General features: G+C 72.9%; 20 protein-coding genes. 9 read left to right on the forward strand and 11 right to left on the reverse strand.

Going from position 1 to position 25,476, the window contains the following annotated elements:
* Nucleotides 1–83: 83 nt before the first annotated feature.
* Nucleotides 84–737 (reverse strand): DUF402 domain-containing protein, encoded by a 654-nt coding sequence (locus tag ACQ0O7_RS21575; RefSeq protein ID WP_430783932.1) that lies wholly within the window; start codon nucleotides 735–737, stop codon nucleotides 84–86.
* Nucleotides 738–740: 3 nt separating this feature from the next.
* Nucleotides 741–2,147: a proline--tRNA ligase gene (gene proS / locus ACQ0O7_RS21580; RefSeq protein ID WP_430783933.1), complete on the reverse strand. Its 1,407-nt coding sequence runs from the start codon at nucleotides 2,145–2,147 to the stop codon at nucleotides 741–743.
* 84 nt (nucleotides 2,148–2,231) lie between these two features.
* On the opposite strand from proS, the gene ACQ0O7_RS21585 reads away from it, so the two are divergent.
* Complete coding sequence (locus tag ACQ0O7_RS21585) at nucleotides 2,232–2,726, forward strand: sigma-70 family RNA polymerase sigma factor (protein WP_430783934.1); 495 nt, start codon at nucleotides 2,232–2,234, stop codon at nucleotides 2,724–2,726.
* On the forward strand, nucleotides 2,716–4,092 hold the full coding sequence (locus ACQ0O7_RS21590) for a PQQ-binding-like beta-propeller repeat protein (protein WP_430783935.1): 1,377 nt from the start codon (nucleotides 2,716–2,718) through the stop codon (nucleotides 4,090–4,092). Before ACQ0O7_RS21585 ends, ACQ0O7_RS21590 begins: the two co-directional genes overlap by 11 nt.
* 3 nt (nucleotides 4,093–4,095) lie before the next feature.
* Here the strand turns inward: ACQ0O7_RS21590 and ACQ0O7_RS21595 are convergent, their stop codons facing one another.
* From ACQ0O7_RS21595 to ACQ0O7_RS21615, 5 genes are all read right to left on the reverse strand, one after another.
* Nucleotides 4,096–5,172: an amidohydrolase family protein gene (locus tag ACQ0O7_RS21595; protein WP_430783936.1), complete on the reverse strand. Its 1,077-nt coding sequence runs from the start codon at nucleotides 5,170–5,172 to the stop codon at nucleotides 4,096–4,098.
* A 27-nt stretch (nucleotides 5,173–5,199) separates the two neighbouring features.
* A complete protein-coding gene (locus ACQ0O7_RS21600) occupies nucleotides 5,200–5,340 on the reverse strand; it encodes a hypothetical protein (RefSeq protein ID WP_430783937.1) in 141 nt (46 codons plus the stop codon).
* Nucleotides 5,341–5,614: 274 nt separating this feature from the next.
* Nucleotides 5,615–6,145: a hypothetical protein gene (locus ACQ0O7_RS21605; RefSeq protein ID WP_430783938.1), complete on the reverse strand. Its 531-nt coding sequence runs from the start codon at nucleotides 6,143–6,145 to the stop codon at nucleotides 5,615–5,617.
* Nucleotides 6,146–6,201: 56 nt separating this feature from the next.
* Nucleotides 6,202–7,758, reverse strand: a complete 1,557-nt coding sequence (gene ffh, locus ACQ0O7_RS21610) for a signal recognition particle protein (protein WP_430783939.1) — start codon at nucleotides 7,756–7,758, stop codon at nucleotides 6,202–6,204.
* Between the two features lie 63 nt (nucleotides 7,759–7,821).
* Nucleotides 7,822–8,040 (reverse strand): hypothetical protein, encoded by a 219-nt coding sequence (locus ACQ0O7_RS21615; RefSeq protein WP_430783940.1) that lies wholly within the window; start codon nucleotides 8,038–8,040, stop codon nucleotides 7,822–7,824.
* 223 nt (nucleotides 8,041–8,263) lie between these two features.
* Between ACQ0O7_RS21615 and ACQ0O7_RS21620 the strand changes: the two genes are divergently transcribed.
* Nucleotides 8,264–10,006 carry a stealth family protein gene (locus tag ACQ0O7_RS21620; protein WP_430783941.1) on the forward strand — a complete coding sequence of 581 codons (1,743 nt, stop codon included), beginning with the start codon at nucleotides 8,264–8,266 and terminating at the stop codon, nucleotides 10,004–10,006.
* A 9-nt stretch (nucleotides 10,007–10,015) separates the two neighbouring features.
* Entirely contained in the window at nucleotides 10,016–11,293 is a 1,278-nt protein-coding gene (locus tag ACQ0O7_RS21625) for a nucleotide sugar dehydrogenase (protein ID WP_430783942.1), read from the forward strand.
* Between the two features lie 231 nt (nucleotides 11,294–11,524).
* Here ACQ0O7_RS21625 and ACQ0O7_RS21630 read toward each other — a convergent pair whose 3' ends face one another.
* Nucleotides 11,525–13,999: a glycosyltransferase family 2 protein gene (locus tag ACQ0O7_RS21630; protein WP_430783943.1), complete on the reverse strand. Its 2,475-nt coding sequence runs from the start codon at nucleotides 13,997–13,999 to the stop codon at nucleotides 11,525–11,527.
* An 83-nt stretch (nucleotides 14,000–14,082) separates the two neighbouring features.
* On the opposite strand from ACQ0O7_RS21630, the gene ACQ0O7_RS21635 reads away from it, so the two are divergent.
* Genes ACQ0O7_RS21635 through ACQ0O7_RS21655 form a run of 5 tightly spaced genes read left to right on the forward strand, consistent with a single transcriptional unit; the run spans nucleotide 14,083 to nucleotide 19,798 of the window.
* A complete protein-coding gene (locus ACQ0O7_RS21635) occupies nucleotides 14,083–16,260 on the forward strand; it encodes a glycosyltransferase (RefSeq protein WP_430783944.1) in 2,178 nt (725 codons plus the stop codon).
* Nucleotides 16,260–16,877: a hypothetical protein gene (locus ACQ0O7_RS21640; protein ID WP_430783945.1), complete on the forward strand. Its 618-nt coding sequence runs from the start codon at nucleotides 16,260–16,262 to the stop codon at nucleotides 16,875–16,877. Before ACQ0O7_RS21635 ends, ACQ0O7_RS21640 begins: the two co-directional genes overlap by 1 nt.
* 26 nt (nucleotides 16,878–16,903) lie before the next feature.
* Nucleotides 16,904–18,439 carry a hypothetical protein gene (locus ACQ0O7_RS21645; protein ID WP_430783946.1) on the forward strand — a complete coding sequence of 512 codons (1,536 nt, stop codon included), beginning with the start codon at nucleotides 16,904–16,906 and terminating at the stop codon, nucleotides 18,437–18,439.
* Complete coding sequence (locus ACQ0O7_RS21650; RefSeq protein WP_430783947.1) at nucleotides 18,436–19,416, forward strand: glycosyltransferase family 2 protein; 981 nt, start codon at nucleotides 18,436–18,438, stop codon at nucleotides 19,414–19,416. Before ACQ0O7_RS21645 ends, ACQ0O7_RS21650 begins: the two co-directional genes overlap by 4 nt.
* Nucleotides 19,403–19,798 carry a GtrA family protein gene (locus ACQ0O7_RS21655; RefSeq protein WP_430783948.1) on the forward strand — a complete coding sequence of 132 codons (396 nt, stop codon included), beginning with the start codon at nucleotides 19,403–19,405 and terminating at the stop codon, nucleotides 19,796–19,798. The genes ACQ0O7_RS21650 and ACQ0O7_RS21655 overlap by 14 nt, the downstream gene beginning before the upstream one ends.
* Nucleotides 19,799–19,969: 171 nt before the next feature.
* Here ACQ0O7_RS21655 and ACQ0O7_RS21660 read toward each other — a convergent pair whose 3' ends face one another.
* Genes ACQ0O7_RS21660 through ACQ0O7_RS21670 form a run of 3 tightly spaced genes read right to left on the reverse strand, consistent with a single transcriptional unit; the run spans nucleotide 19,970 to nucleotide 25,465 of the window.
* A complete protein-coding gene (locus ACQ0O7_RS21660; protein WP_430783949.1) occupies nucleotides 19,970–21,949 on the reverse strand; it encodes an acyltransferase family protein in 1,980 nt (659 codons plus the stop codon).
* Nucleotides 21,949–22,983, reverse strand: a complete 1,035-nt coding sequence (locus ACQ0O7_RS21665; RefSeq protein ID WP_430783950.1) for an O-methyltransferase — start codon at nucleotides 22,981–22,983, stop codon at nucleotides 21,949–21,951. The genes ACQ0O7_RS21660 and ACQ0O7_RS21665 overlap by 1 nt, the downstream gene beginning before the upstream one ends.
* Nucleotides 22,984–22,993: 10 nt before the next feature.
* On the reverse strand, nucleotides 22,994–25,465 hold the full coding sequence (locus ACQ0O7_RS21670; protein WP_430783951.1) for a glycosyltransferase: 2,472 nt from the start codon (nucleotides 25,463–25,465) through the stop codon (nucleotides 22,994–22,996).
* Between the last annotated feature and the right edge of the window lie 11 nt (nucleotides 25,466–25,476).

Consider the following 25,476-nt stretch of genomic DNA (forward strand, 5'->3'; position numbering starts at 1 on the left):
ATCAGGGGTTAGAGGGCGCCTGTCGCTAGCCGGATACCAACAAGCCATTCTGCCAGACGATCCGGCATCGCACCCAACCGGCCTCAGGTTCGGGCCACCACCGGGCGATCCCAGCCCTTCGGCAGCTCAGTGGGGGTCTCCCAGGACGGGTCCGGGCGGAAATCACACCAGGTGCCGTCGAACGGGAACGCCCTCGCCTCGATCCGCTTGATCACCCGGCGGCCCTCGGCCCACACCGCCGCCTCGTCCGGCACCCAGTAGAGGTCCGGGCGGGCCAGCCGCTCGGCGAACTCGTCCTCGTCCTTCCACCGCCAGGTGCCGTCGGCGCGGGCCACGATGTCCAGATCCTGGTCGATCACGTCGATCCCGGCGGCACCGCCGTCGTCCCAGCGGACCGCCGACTCCTCCAGGTTCACGTAGTACTCGGTGAAGGCGCCCTCGTCGTCCCGGAAGAACCAGACCGAGTGGTTCTCCCCCGGCGGGAAGAACCGCAGCACCCCCGGACCGTTCCACCGCGCGGTCCGGGGTTCGCGGGCCTGCGCCATCCAGTCGGCGAACGGGAAGTCCCGCGGCCCACGGCCGTCCAGCGACCGCTCCACCGCGACCACCGAGCCGCGGGCCACCCAGATGAGCAGCCCGCGCTCGTCGTCCGAGATCACCCGGCCGGGGTGCACGAAGCCGATCCCGCCGTGATGCGTGTCGCGGTGCAGGATCAGACGACCCGGATCAAAACCCACGATTCAGTACGAGCGACCGACGTACGCGATCAGGTCCGTCTCCTCGTCCGACTCCGGCATCGAACCGTCCGGCCGGGTCAGGCAGCGGACCGTCACCGCCTTGCCGTTCGCCTCCTTCTCACCGGCCTCGCCGACAGCCGACCACGGCACCCGGGCCCAGCCGGTCTGCGCCGCCTCGATCGCCTCGCCGAGCGTCTTCACGTCGACGGTGCGCTCCTCGCGGAAGGCCAGCGCGTCGTCGTACAGCCGCTGCTGGTCGGCCTTGAGCGCGGCGACCACCGCGTTCGTCACCTCGGCCAGCGCGATCGGTGACTTCGAGCCGTCGATCCGGCGGGCCACCACGGCGTTGCCGTTGGCCAGGTCCCGCGGGCCCACCTCGACCCGGATCGGGATGCCCTGCAGCTCGGCGTCGACGGCTCGCCGCCCGAAGGGGATGTCCGCACGATCGTCGAGCTTCACCCGTACACCAGCGGATTTGAGGTCGTCGCGAAGCCGGGTCGCGGCCTCGGTGACGCCCTCGCCGGCCTTGACCACCATGATCTGGACCTGGATCGGCGCCAGCCGTGGCGGCAGCCGCAGGCCGTTGTCGTCGCCGTGCACCATGATCAGGCCGCCGACCATCCGGGTCGAGGTGCCCCACGAGGTGGTCCAGGCGTGCTCGACGGTGCGCTCCGCCGACGAGTAGGTGATGTCGAACGCCTTCGCGAAGTTCTGCCCCAGCTCGTGCGAGGTGCCCATCTGCAGCGCCTTGCCGTCGCCCATCATGGCCTCGACGGTCATCGTGTTGGTGGCGCCGGCGAACCGCTCACCACGGGTCTTGCGGCCCGGCACCACCGGGATCGCCAGCAGCTCGGTCATGAACTGCTCGTAGACGTTCTTGTGGACGTCGCGCGCGTGCTCCCGGGCGTCGGCCTCGGTGGCGTGCGCGGTGTGCCCCTCCTGCCAGAGGAACTCGGTGGTCCGCAGGAAGGTCCGCGGGCGCAGCTCCCAGCGGACCACGTTGGCCCACTGGTTGAGGAGCAGGGGCAGATCACGGTACGAGTCGACCCACTTGGCCATGAACTCGCCGATCACGGTCTCACTGGTGGGGCGGACCACCAGCGGCTCGGCGAGCTGCTTGCCGCCGGCGTGGGTGACCACGGCCAGCTCCGGGGAGAAGCCCTCCACGTGGTCGGCCTCACGGCGCAGGTAGCTCTCCGGGATGAACATCGGGAAGTAGGCGTTCTGCACGCCCAACTCCTTGATGCGCAGGTCCATGTCGGCCTGCATGCGCTCCCAGATGGCCCAGCCGACCGGCCGGATCACCATCGTGCCGCGCACCGGGCCGTTGTCGGCGAGCTGCGCCTTGGCGATGAGGTCCTGGTACCAGCGGGGGAAGTCCTCCGCACGGGGAGTGAGCACGCGAGCCATGAGGAAGCATCGTAGTCGCGCCACCTCCGCAACCAGCCGGGTGGGCATCCCGTGTCCCTCAACGGAGACGAACGGGAGTGACGAATGGACTTCGATGGCTTCTACCGGGACACGTCCCGGCGGCTGCTGCGATACGCATACGGGCTCACCGGGGACGCGGCCGAAGCCCAGGACCTGGTGCAGGAGGCGTACGCCCGGGCCTGGCAGCGACGACGGCGGTTGGCCGGGTACGACGACCCGGAAGCCTGGCTGCGGCTGGTGGTGAACCGGCTGTCCACCGACCGGTGGCGCCGGATCGGGATCCGCCGGGCCCGCGCCGCCGCCGAGCCGCCCGCCCCGCCGGTGGAGCCGCCGTCCGAGGACGTGGTCCTGCTCGTCCGCGCCATGCGGGCGCTGCCCGACCGGCACCGGCGCGCGCTCGCCCTGCACTACCTGCTGGACCGGTCCATCACCGAGATTGCCGAGGAGACCGGCAGCACCCCGAACACCGTCAAGTCCTGGCTCTCCCGGGGCCGGACGGCACTCGCCGCCGCCCTCGCCGAGACCCGCGCCCCGGAGGGAGCCCGCCGTGCCCGCTGACCTCGACGAACTGTTCACCGCACTGGGCCGGCAGGCCGACACGCTGCCGCTGGGTCCCCCCGAGCAGGTGATCCGCCGGGGCCGGCAGCGCGGCCGGCGGCAGGCCGCACTGGCCGCGGCCGGGGCGGTGCTGGCCCTGATCGCCGGGATCGGGGTGGTGGCCCGGTTCCAGCCGGATCCGCGGCCGGTGCTGCCCACCGCCCCGGACGGGCGGATCCGCGGGATGAGCCCGGTGACCGGGCCCGTCGTGTTCGGCAGCGACCAGAACGTCTGGCACCAGACCACCGCCGCGGACGGCCGGATCTTCTCGGTGCTGGAGATCCCGTCCGGGGAGAACCGGGTGGTCGCGCTGGACGCCGGGACCGGCGCCACCCTCTGGGCCGGCGGGCCGTACGGCGACTACAGCGACAAGGGTGGTGTGGTCGCGGTGCCCGGCGGCCCGCTGCTGGTAGCCACCCCCAGCTCCAGCCCGGCCGACCGGGACGCGGTGGACGCGGTGGCCGTGGATCCGGCCACCGGGAAGACCCTGCTCCAGTTCGGCTGGGGCCCCGGAACACAGATCGTCGCCGGTGACGAGCAACTGGTGATGCGGTTCCCGGACGGCTCGGTCTCCGGATACGACCTGGCCGACGGCGGTGGACGGCTGTGGCGGATCCCGGCGGACAGCGATCTGCGCCCCCGGCGGATGCCCGGCGACACCGTCGACACGGTGCTGTTCGCCCTCGGCCCGGACGGGACCGTCGACAACCCGCTGATTCCGATCACCCGGGCCGGCGACCGGTTCTACGAGATCACCGAGAGCGGCCGGCTGATCGTGCGGGGCATGCGCACCGGGGAGACCTGGTCGGGCGGGGGCCGGACGGCGGCCGAGGCCCAGGACGCGTACATCGAACGTGATCGGCTGTTCACCCGCACCGGGAAGGACATCTGGGTCACCGGTCTGTCCCACGTCGACACCACCGCGCTGGACCGCTATCCGGGACTGGCCGAGGGGCCGGGGCTGGAACGGTTCCAGCGGTGCGGGACGGACCGGTTCTGCGTGACCGACGACGGCCAGCGAACCGTGATCCAGGCCCCGAACGCGGCGCTGTCCGGCGGACGGCTCCTGAGTGGCAGCGACGGCACCACGACGATCACCGGCCCGGACGGCCTGATCGTCTTTCACGGCCCGGGCCGGGGCGCCTGGCTCGACGATCGTGACGTGCTGCTCCGGAACGGAACCGGCTACGCGGTGGTCTCGGCGATCGACGGCCGCCGGACCGACCTGCCCGAGACGTCCGGCACCAGCGGCGACTGCGCGTGGACCGCGGACGTCCTGGCCTGCCCGGCCGGCGCGGAGATGCGACTCTGGCGTTTCGTCCGGTGACGATCAGCTGATCACGGCGCCCCGCAGCACGATCCGGCGGGGCGCCCGCACCACCCGCAGATCCACCCGGGGATCGGTGTCGTACACCACGAGGTCCGCCAGGCCGCCCTCCACCAGGCCCGGGAAACCCAGCCACTCCCGGGCCCGCCACGAGGCGGCGGCCAGCACGTCGACCGCCGGGATCCCGGCCTCGTGCAGGTAGAGCATCTCCTCGGCGGCCAGCCCGTGCCGGATGCCGCCGCCCGCGTCGGTGCCCACGAAGATCGGGACACCCGCCTCGTACGCGGCCAGCACCACCGCCGGGAAGCGGTCCCGCAGAGCGATCATGTGATCGGCATAGCCGTCGAACTTGCCCCGCGCGCTGTCGGCGATCGCCCCGAACGTCCGAATATTGATCATCGTGGGCACCAGGGCGGTCCCCCGGCGGGCCATCTCGTCGACCAGGTCCACGGTGAGCCCGGTGCCGTGCTCCACCGAATCCACCCCGGCCCGCACCATGATCTCCACACCCTCCTCGGAGAAGGTGTGCACCGCCGCCCGGGCGCCCGCCGCGTGCGCCGCCTCCACCGCGGCGGCCATCGTGCCGGCGTCCCAACTCGGCGCCAGATCGCCGACACCCCGGTCGATCCAGTCGCCGACCAGCTTCACCCAGCCGGTGCCCGCCTTCGCCTGCGCGGTCACCGCGGCGGCCACCTCGTCCGCGGCCACCTCGACGCCGATGTCCCGCAGGTAGCGCCGCGGCGCGGCGACGTGACGACCGGCGCGGGCCAGGCGGGGCACTCCCGGTTCGTCATCCAGCTCCGGGTACGGGTATGGCGAGCCGGCGTCCCGGATCGCCAGCACACCCGCGTCCCGATCCTGATGGGCCAGCTCACGGGCCTGATCGAGACCGGTGATCGGTTTCGCCCCGAACGCGATCCCCAGGTGACAGTGCGCGTCCACCAGCCCCGGCAGCACGAACCCACCGTCGCTGATCGTCTCGGCCCCGCTCACCGGCTCGAAGGTGACCCGGTCCCCGACCAGCCACAGATCCCGGACCTCGCCGTCCGGCAGAACCGTCCCACGCACATGAAGCGCCATACACAAGTCCTACCGGACGATCGCGGATCAGGCGCGCCGGGCCCGCTGGATGCGGTCGCGCCGTTGCGTCCGGGCCGGCACGTCCAGGGTGATCTCCCAGGGGCTGTCCAGGGCCACCCGCTCCTCAGTGCGGAGCGTCCGCTGGTAACGCCCGTCCGGCCCGAGCACGAACTCGGTCAGTGTGACCCGCTCCGCGAGCGGATCGATGATCCGGTAGCGGGGGATCCGGGCTGTCCGCGCAGATCTTCTTCTTGTCCTCGCGATCGGTGGAGACCGACGACGGTGAGATGACCTCGACGGCCAGGAGGACGTCGAACGCCAGAACCGGGCTGACGCTCGCCCCTTCGATACGGATCGCCACTCAGTTCGTTTGCTCCATATCCAGTAGGTGCGAGTCAGCCTGCTCCGTATCACCTGTACGCGCGCCCTGACCGCGCTTTCATCACCACCGATGGAATTCCGACACCACCGGCCAGCGCCTGGCCATCGACGGCAGGTCGACGGTCACCGGGTAGGGGTCGTCGGTGCGGAAGACGTCGCGGGTGCTCGACTCGACGACATAGCCGTCGTCGTCGGGGCCGCCGAAGACGGTCAGCACGAGCTCGCGCCAGCCCATCGGCTCGACCGCCCAGTACTGCGGGACGCGGAGCGCGGCGAACAGGCGGGTCCGGGCGTGCAGGTCGATGAACGACCAGTCGGCCTGCACCACGTCCACCACCAGCACCGCGCCGTCGCCGCCGAGCACCGCGATGGTCGGCGGGGCGGGCAGGATCGGCGCCCACGGCACCACCCGGAGCCCGGGCGGGCAGCCGTCCTTGAGCGCACCCATCACCGCGACACCGGCCAGCCAGGTGAGCGGGGCGCGGTCCTGGAAATCGATCACACCGTCGACGAGCTCGTAGCGGAACTTCTCCGGGAAGATCGCCATGTCGTCGACGGTCCAGCGGCCCTGGGCGGGCACCTCGAAAGTCATGGAGCAATAGTCGCGGGCCTACTGCTCCGTGCCCTCACTCCAGCGGGTGAAATCGATCAGCGATCCTCGTCCTTCGGCTTGCTCAGCTTGTTGAAGTCGAGTTTCGGCAGCTTGAAGCCGGGCGGCAGGCCACCGCCACCGGCCAGCGCGTTCGGGTCCAGGCCGGGCGGGAGCTGGGGCATGCCGCCGGGGAATCCGCCCGGCATCCCGCCGGGACGGCCGCCGACGCGGGGCCGGTTGCCGCCCTTGGTGCCCTTGCGCTTGTTCTTCTGGCTCTTGGTGGCACTGCGGCGACCGCCGGGCAGGCCCATCATGCCGGTCATCTGCTTCATCATCTTCTGCGCGTCGGTGAAGCGGTTGAGCAGCTGGTTCACGTCCATCACGGTGACGCCGGAACCGTTGGCGATGCGGAGCCGGCGCGAGCCGTTGATGATCTTCGGGTTGGTGCGCTCGGCGGGCGTCATCGAGCGGATGATCGCGGTGACCCGGTCGAAGTGGCTGTCGTCCAGGTCGTCGAGCTGGCCCTTGAGCTGGCCCATGCCGGGCATCATGCCGAGGATGTTGGCGATCGGGCCCATCCGCCGGACCGCGATCAGCTGGTCCAGGAAGTCCTCCAGCGTGAACTGCTCGCCACCGAGCAGTTTGCTGGTCATCTTCTCCTTCTGGTCCTCGTCGAAGGCCTGCTCGGCCTGCTCGATGAGGGTCAGGAGGTCGCCCATGTCCAGGATCCGGCCGGCCATCCGGTCCGGGTGGAAGACGTCGAAGTCCTCCAGCTTCTCACCGGTGGAGGCGAACAGGATGGGCTGGCCGGTGACGTGCCGGACGGAGAGCGCGGCACCACCGCGGGCGTCGCCGTCGAGCTTGGACAGGACCACACCGGTGATGCCGACGCCGTCGCGGAAGGCCTCGGCGGTGCGCACCGCGTCCTGGCCGACCATCGCGTCGATGACGAAGATGACCTCGTCCGGGTCGACCGCGGCGCGGATGTCGGCGGCCTGCTGCATCATCTCGGCGTCGATGCCGAGACGGCCGGCGGTGTCGACGATGACGATGTCCTTCGCCGTCCGCTTGGCGTGCTCGATCGAGTCGCGGGCCACCTGCACCGGGTCGCCGACGCCGTTGCCGGGCTGCGGGGCGTAGACGTCCACGCCGGCCCGCTGGGCGAGCACCTGGAGCTGGTTGACCGCGTTGGGGCGCTGAAGGTCACAGGCGACCAGCAGCGGCTGGTGGCCCTGGCCCTTGAGCCAGCGGGACAGCTTGCCGGCCAGCGTCGTCTTACCCGAACCCTGGAGACCGGCCAGCATGATCACGGTGGGCGGCTGCTTGGCGAACTGGAGCCGCCGCCCCTCGCCGCCGAGGATCTGGATGAGCTCCTCGTTGACGATCTTGACGATCTGCTGGGCCGGGTTGAGGGCCTGGGAGACCTCGGCGCCGCGGGCACGTTCTTTCAGGCTGGCGATGAACGCCTTGACCACCGGTAGCGCGACGTCGGCCTCGAGCAGCGCGAGACGGATCTCGCGTGCGGTGGCGTCGATGTCGGCATCAGTGAGCTTGCCCTTGCCGCGGAGCTTGCCGAAGATCCCGGAGAGGCGGTCACTCAAAGTGTCAAACACGGTGCGACTTCCCGTTGGTCGAAAAGGATGGCGTCGCCCAAGCCTAGCGGTCCCGCCGCGGGCTCACCGGTTGCGCATGCGGTAGGTGCGAGTGGCCGCCTCGATCCGCCGCTGGGTGCGGGTGCCCGGCGCGATGCCGCGCTTGACCTTCGAGTAGAGGTAGGCGCCGCCGCCGACCACGAGCGCGCCCACGATCAGGTAGTAGATCAGCGGCCCGAGCAGTGAGCTGGCCACCCAGCCCACGGCCACCACCGCCACCAGGAACGCGATTGCCTTGCCCATCGCCGGCCTCCCGCCGTAGTCACCTCTCTCCACCATGCCCGGCCCGCGCAACAACCGCATCGGCCGAGACCCCTAGGCGTTCCCCTAGGGGTGGCAGTCCGGCGATTCGGTGCGTGAGCGCCCCTAAAGTCGTATAACCCAATTAAAGGGGATATAGACCGCAACTTTGGTTTCGATCGTGACGTTGGAACCCTCGGCGAATGTGCGGCGAAAGGACGACGGCGTGGCCCTGCGACAGGTCCTGCGGCTGACCCCGTGGTCGGTCCGCCGGCGGATCTTCGAGACCGTCGAGGCGCGAGTCCTGCCCCGGGTCGATCCGGAACGGCGACTGCGGGTCGCCCGCACCCTGATGCCGCTCGGCCCGGCCCGGGCCCGCGCCGTCGACGGCCGGATCCGGGTCCGCACCGCGGCCGGCACGCTGACCGCCCGGATCGACCCGGCGGCCGCCCCCGCCGACGTGCGCCGGCACAACCTGGAGCGGGTGATCCGGGCGCTGGACGAGGCCGGCGTCGACTGGTTCCGGGTGCCGGCGAACAACCCGGCCCGCACCGCCGTCGCGGTCCGCGCCACCGACCGGCCGGCCGTGCTGGATCTGCTGCGCCGCCTGATCCCGGCCGGGGACGGCTCGCTGCGGGTGGTCCGGCCCGGCCCCCGCCGCCGTACGCCGGAAGTGGTCGGGGTGTGCTGGCCGGTCACCGATCCCGGCGGCAGTCTGGTGCTCGGCCATGACCTGGCCTGCGAAGTGGAGTTCTGGCGCGTACAGAACGATCGGTTGATCGCTCCGCGCCGCAACCCGGTGGCCGACACGATCGGCGTGGACGAACCGGTCACCACCGCCACCGAGCCGGTGTTCGGGGCGTTCAGCGCGCCGGACGACACGACCACGTACCGCACCCGCCGGATCTTCACCGCCGTCGACCCGGACCGGATCGAGTTCCCGGTCGACGTGGTCTACACCTGGGTGGACGGATCCGACCCGGAATGGCAGCGGCGCAAGGCCCGGGCGCTGGCCGAGAACACCTGGGTCGGCGACGTCAGCGTCCAGGCCGCCAACGACTCCCGCTACACCAGCCGCGACGAACTGCGCTACTCGCTGCGCGCGCTGCACTGCTTCGCCCCGTGGGTACGCCGGGTGTTCCTGGTCACCGATGATCAGGTGCCGGACTGGCTGGACCGTACCCACCCGCGGCTGACCGTGGTGTCGCATCGCGAGATCTTCGGGGCCACCGGGACCCTGCCGACCTTCAACTCCCAGGCCATCGAGTCGCGGCTGCACCGGATCCCCGGGCTGGCCGAACACTTCCTCTACCTCAACGACGACGTGATCCTGGGCCGGCCGGTCACCCCGAACCTGTTCTTCACCCCCGGCGGGCTGACCAAGTTCTTCGCCTCCGCGGCCCGGGTCGACACCGCGCCACGCGGGCCCGCCGACCGGCCCGCCGACTCGGCCGCCAAGAACAACAGGCGGCTGATCCAGGAGACCTTCGGCCGGATGCTGACCCGCAAGATGATGCACACCCCGCACCCGTCCCGGCGCAGCGTCATCGCCGAGATCGAGGAACGGTTCGCCGAGCAGGTCACCGCCACCGCCGGGCACCAGTTCCGGCACCCCGACGACATCTCGCTGCTGTCGTCGCTGCAGCAGTACTACGCGTACCTGACCGGCAAGGCCGCCCCCGGCAAGATCCGCTACCTCTACACCGACCTGGCCCAGCCGGCCACCCCGTTCCAGCTGGCCCGGCTGCTGCGCGGCCGCAACGTGGACGCGTTCTGCCTCAACGACGTGGACATGCACAGCGCCGCCGTCGCCGACCAGGAGGAACTGGTCGCCGAATTCCTGCCGGCCTACCTGCCGTTCACCTCCCCGTTCGAACTCCAGCACCGCACCCTGCGAACCCCCGCGGCGCCCCGGCAGCCGAGCCCCGACCGGGACGACCGGCCGGTCCCGCCCGCCCCCGTCGCCTGACCTGCTCTCATGAAGGAGACCACCTTGAGCTACGACGTCGTCATCCTCGGACTCGGGTACGTCGGGCTGCCCCTGGCACAGCAGGCGATCCGGGCCGGCCTCACCGTCCTCGGCTTCGACGTCGACGAGACCGTGGTGGACGCGCTCAACGCGGGCCGCTCACACGTCGACGACCTCAGCGACGCCGACGTGGGCGCGATGCTGACCGGTGGATTCCGAGCCACCGCCGACGAGACCCTGATCGGACCGGCCCGGACCGCGGTGATCTGCGTACCGACGCCGCTGTCCGACGGCGACGGGCCGGACCTGCGGGCCGTCCTCGGCGCCACCGCGGCGATCGGCCGCAACCTGCGCCCCGGCACGCTGGTGGTGCTGGAGTCGACGACCTACCCCGGCACCACCGACGAGGAGGTCCGGCCGCTGCTGGAGAACCTCTCCGGACTGACCGCGGGCATCGACTTCCACCTGGCGTTCTCCCCGGAACGGATCGACCCGGGCAACGCGGTGTACGGCGCGCACAACACCCCCAAGGTGGTCGGCGGCTACACCCCGCCGTGCACCGACTCGGCCGCCGCGTTCTACGGCCGGTTCGTGCAGACCGTGGTCCGCACCCGGTCCACCCGGGAGGCGGAGACCGCGAAACTGCTGGAGAACACCTACCGGCACGTCAACATCGCGCTGGTCAACGAGATGGCGCGGTTCTGCCACGAACTGGACATCGATCTGTGGGACGTGATCCACGCGGCGTCCACCAAACCGTTCGGCTTCCAGGCGTTCTACCCCGGCCCCGGCGTCGGCGGCCACTGCATCCCGATCGACCCCAACTACCTCTCCCACAACGTGCGCACCAAGCTCGGCTACCCGTTCCGGTTCGTCGAGCTGGCGCAGGAGATCAACACCACCATGCCGGCGTACGTCGCCAGGCGCGCGCAGAACCTCCTGAACACCGACGGCCAGGCGGTACGGGGAGCGACCATCCTGCTGCTCGGCATCACCTACAAGCCCGACATCGCCGACCAGCGCGAATCCCCCGCCGCCCCGCTGGCCCGGCAACTGTCGGCCCTCGGCGCCACCGTCGCCTACCACGACCCGCACGTGACGACGTGGGACCTGGACGGCGTGCCGGTCTCCCGCACCGACGACCTGGAGGGCGCCGCCGCCTCCGCCGACCTGGTCATCCTGGTCCAGAACCACCGCGACTACGACCCCGACCACCTGGCCCGCATCGCGAAACGCTTCTTCGACACCCGCGGCGTCACCACGGTCCGCGAGGCCCACCGCCTCTGAGAACCCGCTCCGGTACGGATCACGGATGGCCCCGTGCCATCTGGCGGCCACGGTCGGCGTCCCCTCCCGACCGTCCCCCGCCGCCCGCTCATGCGGGCCCCTCACCGGCCACCACACCGAGGGCCGGCGGCGGAGGCGGGCGCCGAAGAGCTCTCCGCGTCAGGACCTCCGTTCGTGTGCCGGGCTGTGGCTCGATTCAAGCCACAGCCCGGCACACGACCCGGGCTCCCGCTACGAGGTCACCGGGGTCGGCAGGGCCACCACCTCGCCCGACGGGAGGGCCAGCATGATCTCGCCGGTGATCACCTCGTCGCCGGTGGTGGGGGGCGGGTTCAGGAGGGTGGCGACGGCGTCCGCGTAGTGGGTGTGGCGGTGGTTCCGGTCCAGGAAGGCCGGGCCCCGCGCGGACTGGGCCAGCATCGCCGCCGGGTCCTGGCGCAGGGCGGTCACCGTGGCGGCCACGTCCGGTGGCTCGGCGTACCGGGCGGCGGGCCCGAACGCGACCGCGTGGCCGGGCGGCAGGACCGGGACGCAGCCGGCCGCCATCGCGGTCAGGATCTCCGGGCAGGTGGCCGCGGCCGGCTCCTCGGACGGCAGGTACAGGTAGAAGTCGAGCTGGTGCAGGAAACCGCGGGTGTCCACGTCGGTGGGGCGGTAGACCAGCCAGCCGTCGGGGGCGGGGCCGGGCGGCGGGGTGTGTGCCAGGATCCGGACGTCCAGGCCGGTGGTGCCGCCGAGGGTCGCGGTGAGGCGCTGCCAGTCGGCCGAGCCGCCGGAGTGGACGCGGCCGATGACCGGGCGGTCGGCACGGGGGCCGGACCGGTGCAGGCGCCACCGGCGGGGGCTGACGGTTCCGGGGATGTCGACGGCGGCGATCCGGGTGATGACGTCGCCGCCGGTGAGGGTGGCGCGGCCGGCCGGGTCGGTGGGTGCCCAGTGTGGTTCGACGCCGAACAGGCGGCGGGCCTCGGCGGCGCAGTGGGCGGCGGCGGGCAGCCAGGCCGGGTCGGCTTCGATCACCACCCGGCCGGCGCGGACTCCGGACGGGGTGCCGGGCGCGTACCCGAGGATCGCCGGATGGTGGACCAGGACCAGGCGGGCGTGCATGTCGTCGGCGAGGACCACCTGGTCGACCACCCCGGCGTTGATCATCTGCTGGAGGGTGGGGTCCAGTCGCGGGCGGCCGGCGGCGACGCCGGCCGGGGTGTCCACGTGCAGGACGGCGACGGTGCGGCCGGGTTCGACGAGGGCGCGGACCCGTTCGGCGACCGGCCAGTCGGTGTCGCCGCGGGTGGTCCAGTCGCCGGCCACGATCACGTCGTAGCTGGACCGGCGCAGTCCGGCGTCGCCGGCCAGGCCGCGCGGGGCGGCGAAGGCCCGGAACCGGGGGTTGCGCGGGCGTACCGCCGGTTCCAGCCCGTCGGCGACCCGGCTGTGCCAGGCCTGGAAGGCGGACAGGTACGCGTGCCGGGCCGGGCTCATCCAGCCGGGCCCGATGTCGGCGCTGGACAGTGAGCCGGCGCCGAGCCGGATCAGGGCGAGGGGTTCGCTGCCGAGGTGCCGGACGGCGGGCCGGCCGAAGACGGCGCGGGCGCGTTCCACGTACTCGGCGTCGGCGCCTTTGCGGACCGGGTCCAGGTAGCCGAGCCGGTCCAGGGCGGTCTCCCGCCGGATCATCACCGACGACAGGTTGTACGACCGGAACTCGGCGTACCCGGGCCGGGTGATCACCAGGTCGGGGGTGACCCGGATGGCGGCGGAGGTGGTCGCGAACAGGGCCGGATCGGCGAGCAGCGGGGCGACCTGGCGTTGCAGGCGCAGCGGGTGCGACCAGTCGTCGGAGTCCTGGAAGGTGACGAATTCGCCGCTGGCCAGGTCCAGTCCGGCGTTGCGGGCCCGATAGGTGCCGCTGTTCGCCGGGATCCGGATGATCCGCACCCGGGCGTCCAGCGCGGCCGCCCGGGACAGCACCTCCTCGTAGCCGGCGCCGGAGCCGTCGTCGACGACGAGGATCTCGTGGTTGGTCCAGCTCTGCGCGACCAGGGAGCGGACCGCGGTGATCAGTTCCGGTCCGGGCCGGTACGTGGTGACGATGGTGCTGATCCGGTGCGCCGACCCGTGCCGGGGCACCGCCGGGGAGTCGATCCGGTCGAAGAGGGTGCCGGCGTCGATGCCGAAGTCGAGTCCGGGCGCCGGGAGCAGGGCGGTGAACCGGTCGGCCCACTCCTCCCGGGTGGACAGGTCGACGCCGAGCGCCTCCCGGATCGGGGCGGGCACGTCCGGGTAGTCGGCCAGCAGCCGGGCCACCCGGACCAGGTCGCCGGTCGCGAACGCGATCTGCGCGTGCAGCCCCTGGTGTTCGGGCGCCACCCCGGCCGGGCCGAAGGTGCGCAGCAGCGAGTCGAAGAGGACCAGGCCCTCGCCCCGGTCGCCGGGGTACAGGTCCTGGAGCGAGATCACCCGCGCGAGTTCGCCGAGCGCCCACGGGTCGGCGTCCGGGAACAGCCGGCCCTCCCGGGCGGCGGCGACCAGCTCGTCGGCCGGCCGGCGGGCCGCGGCCCAGGCGAGCAGGGCGCGGGCCGAGGCCGAGCGGGTGTGCAGAGCCGCCGCGGCCGGGCCGCCGGGCGACCCGGCGGTCAGGTTCCGCCAGTGACGTTCCAGCAGGTCGGTGCCGTACGCGTCCGGTGTGGTGTGCTGCCTGCGCAATGACCCCCCTCAGAGCTCGTCCGGATCAACGCGCCGGGGGTGGGGTGCGTGACGCGGGGGGTTCACGGTTCGTTGAGGTGACCATGACCGCGACCGTGTACGACGTGGCGATCCTCTCGGACTTCCGCTATCCGGGAGGCACCTCCGCCAGCATCGCCGCGGAGGTCCGCGCCCAGGCCCGGGCCGGGCTGACCACGGTGCTCGTCCATGTGCGGTCGCCGCATCTGAAGGCGAAGCGCCCGTTCCACCCGTTGATCGTCGCGTTGATCCGGGACGGTTCGGCGGTGCTGGCGTCCGAGGGCGAGGAGGTGACCGCCCGGCTGCTGGTGGTCCGCCAGCCCCGGATCTTCACCGAGGATCCGGCGGTGCTGCCCCGGGTGCGTTCCGGCCGGGCGGTGATGGTGCTCAACCAGGCTCCGGGGGATGCCGGGGATCCGGCCCGCTACTACCGGTACGCCGAGGTCCGGGATCGGGTGGCCGAGCTGTTCGGCGCCGGGATCGAATGGGCGCCGATCAGTCCGCGGGTCCGCGAGGAGGTGCTGCGCGCCGATCCGTCGGCGGTGCTCACCCCGGCCGACTGGCACGAGATCATCGACGGGTCGGAGTGGTGGCGGGCGCCGGACGGCGGGACCGGGCGGCCCCCGGTCATCGGGCGGCACGGACGGCCGGATCCGGTGAAGTGGCCGCGGACCCGTGAGGAGCTGCTCCAGGCGTACCCCATCGATCCGGAAGTGAGGGTCCGGATCCTCGGCGGCGGTGAGCTGGCCGTGGAACGTCTCGGCCGCAGACCGGCGAACTGGGAGATCGTCGAGTTCGGCACGGTCGAGCCGGCCGCGTTCCTGCACGGGATCGACTTCTTCGTCTACTTCCACGACCCGGACCTGATCGAGGCGTTCGGCCGCACCATCATGGAGGCGATGGCCGCCGGGGTGCCGGTGATCGTCGGTGAGCACTTCCGGCCGCTGTTCGGCGACGCCGCGCTCTACACCACCCCGGCGGGGGTGCTTCCGCTGGTCCGCCAGTTGTGGGCGGACCGGGAGCGGTACCGGCAGATCGTGCTGCACGGGCGGGAGTTCATCGAGTCCCGGTACGGCTACCCGTCCCACCTGGCCCGGCTCGCCGACCGCGGGGTCCGGGCCGGCGCACCGCAGCCGCCGGCGCTGGCCGGCCCACCGCCGGCCCCGCCGCGCGCGGTGCTGCTGGTCAGCGACAACGGGGTGGGTCTCGGCCACCTGTCCCGGCTGATGGCGATCGGCCGGCGGCTGCCCGGCGACACCCCGGTGGTGGTGGCCACCCAGTCGCACGGCGCGTCGGTGGCGCACCGGGAGGGGTTCCTCACCGAGTACATCCCGTCCCGTGGTGTCCTCGGCCTGCCCCGGCAGAACTGGACCGAGCTGCTGCGCAGCCGCCTGGAGCATCTGATCGACCTGCACCGCCCGGCCGTGGTGGCGGTGGACAGCGTCCCGCACGACGGCATCGTGGCGGCCGCCCGGGCCCGGCCGGAGGTGACCTGGGTGTGGGTGCGGCGGCCGATGTGGCGGCGGGACGTCGGCGCCGAGTGGATCGAGCGCCGGCCGGTCTTCGATCACGTGCTGGAGCCGGGCGAGTTCGCCGAGCCGGCCGACGAGGGGGCGACGGTCGCGGACCGGGACGGCGTACGCCTGGTCGGCCCGATCACCTACCTGGACCCGGGCGACCTGGTCGAGCCGGAGGAGGCCCGCACGGTCCTGGAGCTGGAGCCGGGCCGGCCGGCGGCGCTGCTGCAGCTGGGCGCCGGGAACATCAACGACATCTCGTCTCCGGCCGCCCGGATCGCCCGGCATCTGCGGTCGGCGGGGTTCCAGGTGGTGCTGGCCGAGTCGGCGATCGCCACCGAGCCGATGCCGCAGCCGCCCGGCACCCGGGTGGTGCGGGTCTACCCGATCAGTCGATACCTGCGCGGTTTCGACCTGGTGGTGAGCGCTTCGGGTTACAACTCGTTCCATGAGCTGATCGCCTTCGGCATCCCGGCGGTCTTCGTACCGAACCGGGAGACCGCCTTGGACGACCAGGTCAGCCGGGCCCGGTTCGCGGCGGCCGCGGGTGCGGCACTGATCGTGGAGGATCCGGACGGCGACGATCTGGACCGGGTGCTGGCCCGCGCGGTGCGGCCGGACGTCCGGGACGCCCTGAGCCGCCGCTGCGCGGAGGTGGCCCGCCGCAACGGCGCCGGGGACGCCGCGGACTGGCTGGCCGATCTGACCGAGAAGGCGGGAAGCTGATGCCCGACGAGGACGAGCTGCAGTCGCTGGTGGTCCGGCTGCGCACCATCGAGCAGGAGCGGGACGCCTGGCGGGACCGCTGTGACGGGCTGGCCGGGGAGCGTGACCAGGAGCGGGAGGCGGTCCGCAGGCTGCGGGGCAGTGGTTCCTACCGGCTGGGCCGCGGGCTGGTGAGCCTGGCCCGGGATCCGATCCGGCTGATGCGCCGGGCCCGCCGCGGGGTTCCACAGCGGCGGGCCGCCGCCAAACGGCCACTGCCGGCCCGGCTGTACGTGGCCATCGGGCTGGATCTGCCGACCCTGCGCGAGTTCGTGCAGACGGTCCGCCGGCTGGTGCTGGTGGAGCCGGATCACCGGGCCGTGGTGCTGACCGACAATCCGGAGTTCTCGCTGCTGCGCAAGGCCGGGCTGATCCTGGAGTACCTGCCGGACCGGCAGACCTGGGAGCGGCACCGCCCGGATCAGCCGTGGGACGTGGTGCTGTCCGAGCGGCTGTCCCGGCTGTACGCCGAGCACGGCGCCACCCGGGTGAGCTTCGTCGACCCGGAGAGACCGCCGACACTGCCGCAGATGCTGGACACAACCCCGCCGGTACGGGAGTCGTTGCAGCAGACATGACGGCCCAGACAACGATAATTCCGGACTTGTCGGTCTCGGTACCGCAGCAGTCCGGGGCACCGCGGCTGTGGGGTCACGTGGCCCGCCGGTGCGTGCTCGTCCCGCTCGCCGTACTGACCCCACTGCTCGCCGTCGCACCCACCCGGGACCACCGGTTCAACGTCTACTGGCACGGCGGCATGTTCCGCGACGACCCGGCCGCCATCGTCACCCACACCATCGCCAGCGGCGACGCCTACCTGCGGCTGGGCAACTTCCGCCCCCTCGGCCGGATGCTGGAGAAGAGCCTCGACCTGCTCGCCTTCACCGGCATGCAGCAGCTCGGCCTACCCGCCGCGGTGATGCTGCGGGCCGTCTCCGTCCTCGCCGCGATCGTGCTCACCCTCGCCGCCGTGCTCCTCGCCGAGAGCGTGCTCAACCGGGGCCGGCTGCTCGGCTCCACCCCGTCGGTGGTGGCGCTGCTGATCCCGTACGCGGTCGGCGCCGGATTCGTCGCGGCCGGGCCGGACAGCACCACGGTCCTCTTCGGCGGCCTCTACTTCAGCACCGCCGCCCTGGTCCTCACCGTCGCCGCGGCGGCCTGCCGGCTGGACCGGTTCCGCTGGTGGCACGGGGTGCTCGCGGTGGCCGCCGGGGCCGCGCTGGCGGTCTTCAACGAACCCGCCTACTTCGCCGTCCCACTGGCCGGGGCCGCGGTGCTGCTGCGCGGCCGGTTCGTGCTCGGGCTGACCGCGCGGGAACTGTTCCGCGGCGCCGGATTCCGGTTCGCCGCCCTGCTCTGGGCCGGATTCCTGCCGGTGTTCGGCACGGTCCGCTGGATCATCCGCGGATTCTGCGCCGGCGGTGGCTGCTACCAGGGCTCGGACCTGATCGTGGACGGGCGGTCGATCCTGCTGCTGCCGGTCCGGATGACCGCCTGGCTGCCACCGCTGCAGTGGCGGGCCGCCACCACCGGCGCCGACGGGACCTGGCTGTGGGGGCTGGTGCCGGTGGTCGTGCTGATCGTTCTCGGGGTGCTCGCCGTGCGTACCGGCAAGCTCCTGAGACAAGCCCCGCGCCCGGCGAACCGGGAGCTGGCCGGCCTCGCCGCCGTCGCCCTGGTGATCCTGCTCTCCGGCGCCCTGCTGGCCACCCTGAGCGTCGCGGTGCGCGCCGCGATGACCGGCCGCGAACTGTGGGAACAGGGCTGGCGCGACTCCGCCCTCACCGTGCCCGGCGGCATGCTGCTGACCGTCGCCCTGCTGCTGATGACCAGGCGCCGGATCGCGATCGGGATCCTGGCCGCCACCGTGCTCTGGGGCACCGTCTCGGCCACCGCCAACCACGCCTACGCCGACACCGCCGCCGCCGTCCCGGCCACCCGGCTGGACACCCGGCTCTCCGCCGCGATGGCCGCCTTCGAACCCGGCCCGGACGGCAACGCCCGCCGGTGCGCGCTCCTCGACGAGGCGATCACGGCCAACGCCGGCAAACCGTTCCTGCAGACCCGCTACGCCGACTCCCTCGACGTGGCCTCCCGGACCCTGGCCGGCGTGCCGTTCTGCGAGAGGACGGCCCGATGATCTCGGTGGTGGCGCCGATCTACAACGAGGGACCGGGCGTCGACCGGTTCGTGACCCGGCTCACCGAGGTGCTGGAGGCCGCGCAGATCGACTTCGAACTCGTCCTGGTCGACGACGGCTCCGCCGACGACTCGTGGTCCCGGATCAGCCGGCAGTCCCTGCTCGACCGCCGGGTCCGCGGCCTGCGCCTGTCCCGCAACTTCGGCAAGGAGGCGGCCCTGCTGGCCGGCCTCGAACACGCCGGCGGCGACGCCGTGGTCGTCATCGACTCCGACCTCCAGCACCCGCCGTCGGCGATCCCCGCGATGGTCCGCCGCTGGCAGGACGGCGCCCAGGTGGTCGAGGCGGTCAAACGCAACCGCACCGGCCAGTCCCTCGGCAACCGGCTCTCCGCGAAACTGTTCAACCGCACCTTCACCCGCCTCACCCGGGTCGACCTGGTCGACGCCACCGACTTCCGGCTCCTCGCCCGCCCCGCCGTGGACGCCCTGGCCCGGATGCCCGAACACTCGTCGTTCTTCCGCGGCACCAGCAGCTGGATCGGCTTCACCCGGGCCACCGTCGAGGTCGAGATCGACCACCGGGAAGGCGGCGCCTCCCGGTGGACCGCCCGCGGCCTCGCCCGGCTCGCCGTCAACGGGCTCACCTCGTTCACCTCCGCGCCCCTGCACATGGTCACCCTGGCCGGCTTCGGATTCGCCCTGTTCGCCGCGGTCCTCGGGGTACAGACCCTGGTCCGCTGGGTCAGCGGCGGCTCGGTGGCCGGATTCACCACGGTCATATTGCTGCTGCTGGTGACCGGCACCTTCGTCCTGATCGGCCTGGGCGTCATCGGCGAATACCTGGCCCGCATCCACGAGGAGGTCCGCGGCCGCCCCCGGTACCTGATCCGGGAACGATCCGGCGCCGGAGCCGTCGTCCCCGAACAGCCCGTCGCACCCGAACGCTGGGTGGTCGAACAGCGTGCCGAACGCTGACCAGCTGACCCGCCTGGCCCGCCTCGCCCGTTACGCGGTCAGCGGGGGTTTGAGCGCGGTCACCCACTTCGTGGTCGGGCTCGCCGGGGTCACCCTGTTCGGGATACCGGCGGTGCCCGCCTCCACCGCCGGATTCGCGGCCAGCGTCGCCGTGTCCTACCTGCTGCAGCGCGCCTGGGTCTTCACCCCCGGCGCCGGGCACGCCGTCACCGGCCCGCGGTTCCTCGCCGTCACGGCGGCGGCGTTCACCCTCAACACCGTGATCCTCTGGAGCGGTGGGCGGCTCGGCGCCCCGTTCCCGCTGGCCCAGGCGGTGGCGATCCTGCTGATCCCGGGGCTTAACTATGCGCTCAACTCACGGTGGACCTTCGCCGGAGACTGAGACATTTTCCGTACGATCGGCCACTTCCCGCCGACCCGGGATCCCCCGCCCCCACCACGCGACGCGGGCGCCACTCCGGGCCGCCCAGCGGCCGCCGGGCGAATGCGACGGTCCCGGCGCGGACCCGGCCGGGTGAACGCGGACCCGCCGTCCCCCGCCGAGGGCTCGCCCCTAACCGGTCAGGCGTGGCAGGCGGGTCTCCATGACGGGGGCGACCAGGCGGGCGTACGCCTCGGTCAGATGGTTGCTGTCCCGGTAGACCATGGTGTCCCCGACCACCAGCGGGCACCGGTCCACGCACAGCCACGGCACCGGGTCCACCACCGGGATGCCGACCGCGTCGGCGGTGGCCAGCTGGATCTCCCGCCAGCGGGGTTCGGGCAGGATCTCGTCGCGGGGGTCGGCGCAGCCGGACACGTTGGTGGCGTTGAGGCTGAGGCAGTCGGCGGGAGCCACTTTCAGGAACGGGGTGTCGCCGAGCAGCACCACCCGGTCGGCGGAGCGTTTCAGGGCGGTGAGGCCGCGGGCCCAGCCGGTCTGCCAGACGGCGTCGGGGTCGGCGGGGGCGCCGGTCAGCACCTGCCGGTAGTTGACGCTGGAGGACACCACCAGCAGGTCCGGCCGGAGCTGGGCGATCCGGGCCATCACCTGGGTCCGCCAGTCGTCGCAGGCGGTGTACCGGCTCTGTGCCCGGCGTTCGTCGAGGGCGATCCCGGCGGGGCTGCACGAGCTGCGGGTGAAGCTGTAGAGCCGCCAGCGGTTCTTGCGGGCCAGTTCGTCGAGGGTGGGGAACCACTGGAGGGCGTGCGAGTCACCGAAGAGGACGACGGTACGCGTACCGCTGGTGTATGAGCAGTCGCTCCTGGGCCGGAACGGCCCGGTCAGACCGACGTGGCAGCCGTCGCGCTGGGGGGCGAGCCGCTGGTCGGCCACGTCGTCGAGGGCGGGGGTGAGGTTGCGGGGCAGGTCGGTGGCGCTGGTCGCCTCATGCAGGAGGCGGGTGAGCCGGGCGGACGGGTCGCCGGCTGCGGCGACGGCCCGGTCGGCGTCGGGGGCGCTGCCGTGGGCCGGGATCTGTGGCGGGCGGAGCATGCCGGCGCCGGCGACGGCGGCGGCCGTGGTGGCCAGGCCGAGACCGAGGAGAAGACCACGGCGCGGCCGTACGGTCCAGATCCGGTGATGCCGCACCGGGTTCTCCAGCAGGTGATGGCTGACCACGGCCAGTGCGAGCGCGGCGAGGACGGCGCCGGTGCGGGCGGCCAGGCCGTCGGGGGCGGCGAGCAGCAGCGGCCAGTGCCACAGATACCAGCCGTACGACATCCGGCCGAGCCACCGCATGGGTGCGGTCTCCAAGAGCCGGTTGCCGCCGGCCGCGATGACGGCGACGGTGCCGAGGACGGGGATGAGGGTGGCGAGTCCGGGCCATCGGGTGGTCTGGTCGACGGTGAGTGCCCCGGCCACCACGACGGCGAGTCCGGCCCAGCCGAGCCAGGGCTGCCGGCGGCAGGCGATCAGGGAGATCAGCGCTCCGGCGCCGAGTTCCCAGGCCCGCCCGGGTGAGCCGAAGTACGACAGGTGGTGCAGTGACCAGGCGAACGAGGCGACCGTGACGGCGACCAGCAGCAGCCGGCTGCGGGCCAGCAGCAGCAGGGGCCAGAGCAGGTAGAACTGTTCTTCGACGGCGAGGGACCAGAAGTGCTGGAACGGGGACGGCACCGGGTCGCCGAAGTAGTCGGTGCCGGCCGTGTCCAGGCGCAGGTTCATGGTCCAGGTGGCGGCGGCGAGGGCGTCGCCGGCGAAGGCGGTGAACCGGATCGGTGGCGCCCAGAACCAGGCGCCGGCGAGGGTCACCACGATCACCAGGGTGGCCACCGGCAGCAGCCGGACGGCCCGCCGGGCGTAGAACCGGGCCAGGTCGAGCCGCCCGGTGGTTTCGAGTTCCCGCCGCAGCAGGCCGGTGATCAGGAAGCCGGAGACGACGAAGAACACGTCGACGCCGAGGAATCCGCCGGCCAGGCCGGGTACGCCGACGTGGGCGAGGACCACCAGCAGGACCGCGACGGCGCGCAGTCCTTCGATGTCACCCCGGTACGCGCGCGGTGCGGCGCCCGGCGCCGGTCGAGGGCGGCGCCGGGTCAGCGTGACGGTCATCAGGCGTGGGTGGCAGCCAACGCGGGCGGCCGGGCGAAGGCCAGTACGGCGTGCCGGCCGAGCAGCTCACCCTCTCGGGTCAGCCCGTCGAACCGCTCCGTCCAGGCGGCCATGGCGGCCTGTTCGTCGGGGCGCCCGGCGTCGTCGAAGACGAGGGTGGCCCGGTCCGCGAGCCGCTTCTCGATCATGTGCAGGGCCGGGTAGCGGGCGTCCGCCCCGGTCGACGCGGGCGGCCCGTCGATCAGCACGAAGTCGATGTCGTGCAGGTCGGTCAGGGTCTCCGGGTCGTACCACGGGTAGTCGCGCCCGTCGATGTCGACGGGGGTGAGCGTGGCGTCGCGGACCTCGGCGACCTTCTCCAGTCCGTGTGCGGCGAGCGCCGCCCGGGTCCGCCCGGCGTATCCGGCGTCGTGGTCGAGTGAGATCAGCCGGCCGCCGGTCTTCTCCAGCACGTAGGCGATCCACACCGACGAGGTGCCGCTGCCCAGTTCCAGCACCAGGCGCGGCTTGCGGGTCCGGACCAGGTGCAGCAGTTCCAGCAGGTCGGTCGGGTTGAGCGCGAAGTCGCCGGAGGACGGCATCGGGGCGCGCGGGGTGAAGCCCTGGAACAGCTGGACGGTGGCCTCGAACTCGCGGGGCAGGGCCAGCAGCTGGGTGGCGGCCGCCTTGCGGTCGGTGATCTGCTTGACCCGGGCGATCGCCTCGGCCAGCTCCAGGTGCCGGTCGCCGGCGGTGAGGCGTTCCCGCTCCACCGCCGCGACCAGGCGGCGCTGCATCTCCTCGACGGTGGTCCGCAGGTCCCGCTGGGCGGCCAGCCCGGCCCGCTGCACCTTGGCGAGGCGCCGGAACAGCAGCAGGATGCCGGCCACGATGACCCCGCCGAGCAGGGCGAGCAGGGCGGTGGCGATCCCGGGGTGCCCGAGGAGGGCGGCGGCCGCGGTGCCGGCGCACAGGACACCGGCGGCCGACAGCACCCCGGCCTGCGGGCCGGTCAGGCGCGGCAGCCGGCGGCGGACTCGGCTCATTTTGCTCATGCGGAACTCCTCATCGGTGCACTTCCTCCGAGGTAACGGGGCGGGGCCCGGACCCGTTACGCCTACGCTGCGCGGGTGCCGGGAGCGCGGACCCCAGCAGGCCGGCGATCCGTTCGGCGAACCGGGCCGGCTGGTGGTCCCGGGCGACCGCGGTACGGGCCCGGATGCTCTGTGCCGCGTACCGGCCGGGTTCGGTGCGCAGCCGGTCGATCAGGGCCGGCACGTCGCCGGGCGCGCAGGGCAGGGCGGTCTCGCCGAAGACGCCGGCGAGGTGTTCCGGGACGAGCACGACACAGCCGGTCGCGGCCGCCTCCAGGGCCGGCCGGGACAGCACCCGGTCCTGGTTCTCCGGCGGGAAGTGCAGGTAGAAGTCGAGCTGGGCGGCGAACGTCCGGGAGTCCAGGTCGGCGGGCTGGTAGACCAGCCAGGAGGCGGGCAGGCCGGCCGGGCGCCGGGTCCCGTCCGGCAGGCGCAGCCGGATGTCGGCGTCCACACACCGGCGGGGTACGGCCAGGGCCGCCGCCAGGTCGCCGGGCCACTCACCGGCGTCGCACAGGTCGGTGCCGGCCACCGCCGGGCCGCGTGGGCCGGGCAGCGGGCGGGCCACGTCCTGCGGTTCGGCGACCGGCGGCAGGTCGAAGTCGGTGAGGTCGGCGCCGGACAGCGTCTCCCGTACGCCGGGTCCGGCCGGGCACCAGAGCGGGCCGGCCTGGAACAGCCGTCGTGCCGCCGTACCGGCCGCCTCCACGGTGTACCGGTGATCGCTGCCGTCCGGGCGGGCCGGGCCCCGGCCGGCGGCCAGCAGCAGCCTTCGGGGGCGGATCCGGCAGCCGTCCTCGGGCGCGAACTGCAGCACCTCGGGCTGCCGCACCAGCAGCAGCCCGGCGGTCACCTCGTCGGTCTCCAGCACCTGGTCGATCTCACCGGTGTTGATCAGCCGCTGCACGTCGGCGCCGATCGACCGCCGCTGCCGGTGCACCGAGCGCAGCGCCTCCAGGTGCAGGACCGCCACCGACAGCCCGGCCGCGCGCATCGCCCGGATCTCGGCGAGCGCCGATCGCTGAACACCGGCCAGGAACCGCCAGTCGGCGGCCACCACCACGTCATGACGGCGGGGTTCGGTGCGCCCGCGCAGGTGGGCCGGGGCGGTGAACGGGCGGTCGCCGTCCGGCGGCAGATGCGGTGGGCGGGCCGAGGCGTGCCAGCAGCGGTACGCCGACATGTACGCGGTCCGCGCCGGATGCATCCAGTAGGCACGGATCTCGGCGCGGGACAGCGACCCCTCGGAGAGACGGATCAGGGCCAGCGGCTCGGCGACCCGGCGTACCGCGCCGGGGCCGAAGGCCGCCTGGATCCGCTCCGAGAACTCCGAGTCGGCGGCTTTGCGGACCGGGTCGAACCGGCCGATCCGGCTGATCACCGGCTCTCTGCGGATCAGCAGCGACGACACGTTGACCCGTCCCCGGCGGATGCCCGGCCGGGTCATCACCAGCTGGTCGGAGACGCTGATCCCCTCGGAGAGGCTGGCCATCACCGACGGGTCGGCACGCATCGGGGCCATCTGCCGTTCGATCCGGCGCGGATGCGACCAGTCGTCGGAGTCCTGGAAGGTGACGTACTCGCCGCGGGCCGCCGCCAGGCCGGTGTTGCGGGCCGCGTAGGTGCCGCCGTTGTCCGGCATCCGGATCAGCCGGACCCGGGGGTCCAGGTCCGCGGCGGTGGCCAGGACGGCGTCGTACTCGGGCGGCGAGGCGTCGTCCACCACCACGATCTCCAGGTCCGGCCAGGACTGGGCGGCGATCGACCGGACCGCGGTGAGCAGTCCCTCCCCCGGCCGGTACGCGGTGACCACCACGGTGACCCGTTCCCCGGCCGTCTCGGCGGGCCGTCCGGCCGCCCCGGTCAGCCGGTCGAACGGCACCGACTCGGGGGCCGCGGCCAGCATCGGCGCCGGTTCCGGGAAGAGCGCGCCGAACCGGGCCAGCCAGGTCTCCTCCTCGGCCGGGCCGCCGGCGTGCGGGTTGGCCAGGTCGATCTCCAGCGTCTGCCGGGCCGCGGCGGGCAGGTTCCGGTAGGCGCCGAGCAGCTGCCGGGCGTTGGCCGGCCCCTGCCAGGCGTAGACGAGCTGCACGTGCAGGGCCTGGTGGGCGGGTGGCAGCGCGGCGGCGCCCCGGCCGGTGCGGATCAGCGCGTAGAGCGCCAGCGCGTCGGCCCGGTCCTCCGGCAGCTCGTCCTGCAGCGCGATGGTCTGCGCCAGCCCGGCCAGCAGCTCCGGGTCGACCGGCCGGCGGATCCGGCGGGTGTCGCCCCGGCGGGCGGCGGCCAGCACCTCGTCCAGGCCGATCCCGGCGGCGCGGGCCAGTACCCGGCGGGCCGCCACCGACCGGTTCCGCATGGCGGTGTTCGGCAGCGACACGGCGGCCCCGGCACCGGCGAGGGTGACGTGATCGTCCAGCAATCCGACCGGCTGCGCCTCAGCCATCGACTCTCCGT

It is taken from the genome of Actinoplanes sp. G11-F43, assembly GCF_050589265.1.
Classification (GTDB): domain Bacteria; phylum Actinomycetota; class Actinomycetes; order Mycobacteriales; family Micromonosporaceae; genus Actinoplanes.

What these genes read in the sequence shown, in the direction of transcription:
- proS (WP_430783933.1), bottom strand. Translation starts at nt 2,147, where the DNA reads ATGGCTCGCGTGCTCACTCCCCGTGCGGAGGACTTCCCCCGCTGGTAC.
- ACQ0O7_RS21585 (WP_430783934.1), top strand. Translation starts at nt 2,232, where the DNA reads ATGGACTTCGATGGCTTCTACCGGGACACGTCCCGGCGGCTGCTGCGA.
- ACQ0O7_RS21595 (WP_430783936.1), bottom strand. Translation starts at nt 5,172, where the DNA reads ATGGCGCTTCATGTGCGTGGGACGGTTCTGCCGGACGGCGAGGTCCGG.
- ACQ0O7_RS21605 (WP_430783938.1), bottom strand. Translation starts at nt 6,145, where the DNA reads ATGACTTTCGAGGTGCCCGCCCAGGGCCGCTGGACCGTCGACGACATG.
- ACQ0O7_RS21615 (WP_430783940.1), bottom strand. Translation starts at nt 8,040, where the DNA reads ATGGGCAAGGCAATCGCGTTCCTGGTGGCGGTGGTGGCCGTGGGCTGG.
- ACQ0O7_RS21625 (WP_430783942.1), top strand. Translation starts at nt 10,016, where the DNA reads ATGAAGGAGACCACCTTGAGCTACGACGTCGTCATCCTCGGACTCGGG.
- ACQ0O7_RS21635 (WP_430783944.1), top strand. Translation starts at nt 14,083, where the DNA reads ATGACCGCGACCGTGTACGACGTGGCGATCCTCTCGGACTTCCGCTAT.
- ACQ0O7_RS21640 (WP_430783945.1), top strand. Translation starts at nt 16,260, where the DNA reads ATGCCCGACGAGGACGAGCTGCAGTCGCTGGTGGTCCGGCTGCGCACC.
- ACQ0O7_RS21650 (WP_430783947.1), top strand. Translation starts at nt 18,436, where the DNA reads ATGATCTCGGTGGTGGCGCCGATCTACAACGAGGGACCGGGCGTCGAC.
- ACQ0O7_RS21660 (WP_430783949.1), bottom strand. Translation starts at nt 21,949, where the DNA reads ATGACCGTCACGCTGACCCGGCGCCGCCCTCGACCGGCGCCGGGCGCC.
- ACQ0O7_RS21665 (WP_430783950.1), bottom strand. Translation starts at nt 22,983, where the DNA reads ATGAGCAAAATGAGCCGAGTCCGCCGCCGGCTGCCGCGCCTGACCGGC.
- ACQ0O7_RS21670 (WP_430783951.1), bottom strand. Translation starts at nt 25,465, where the DNA reads ATGGCTGAGGCGCAGCCGGTCGGATTGCTGGACGATCACGTCACCCTC.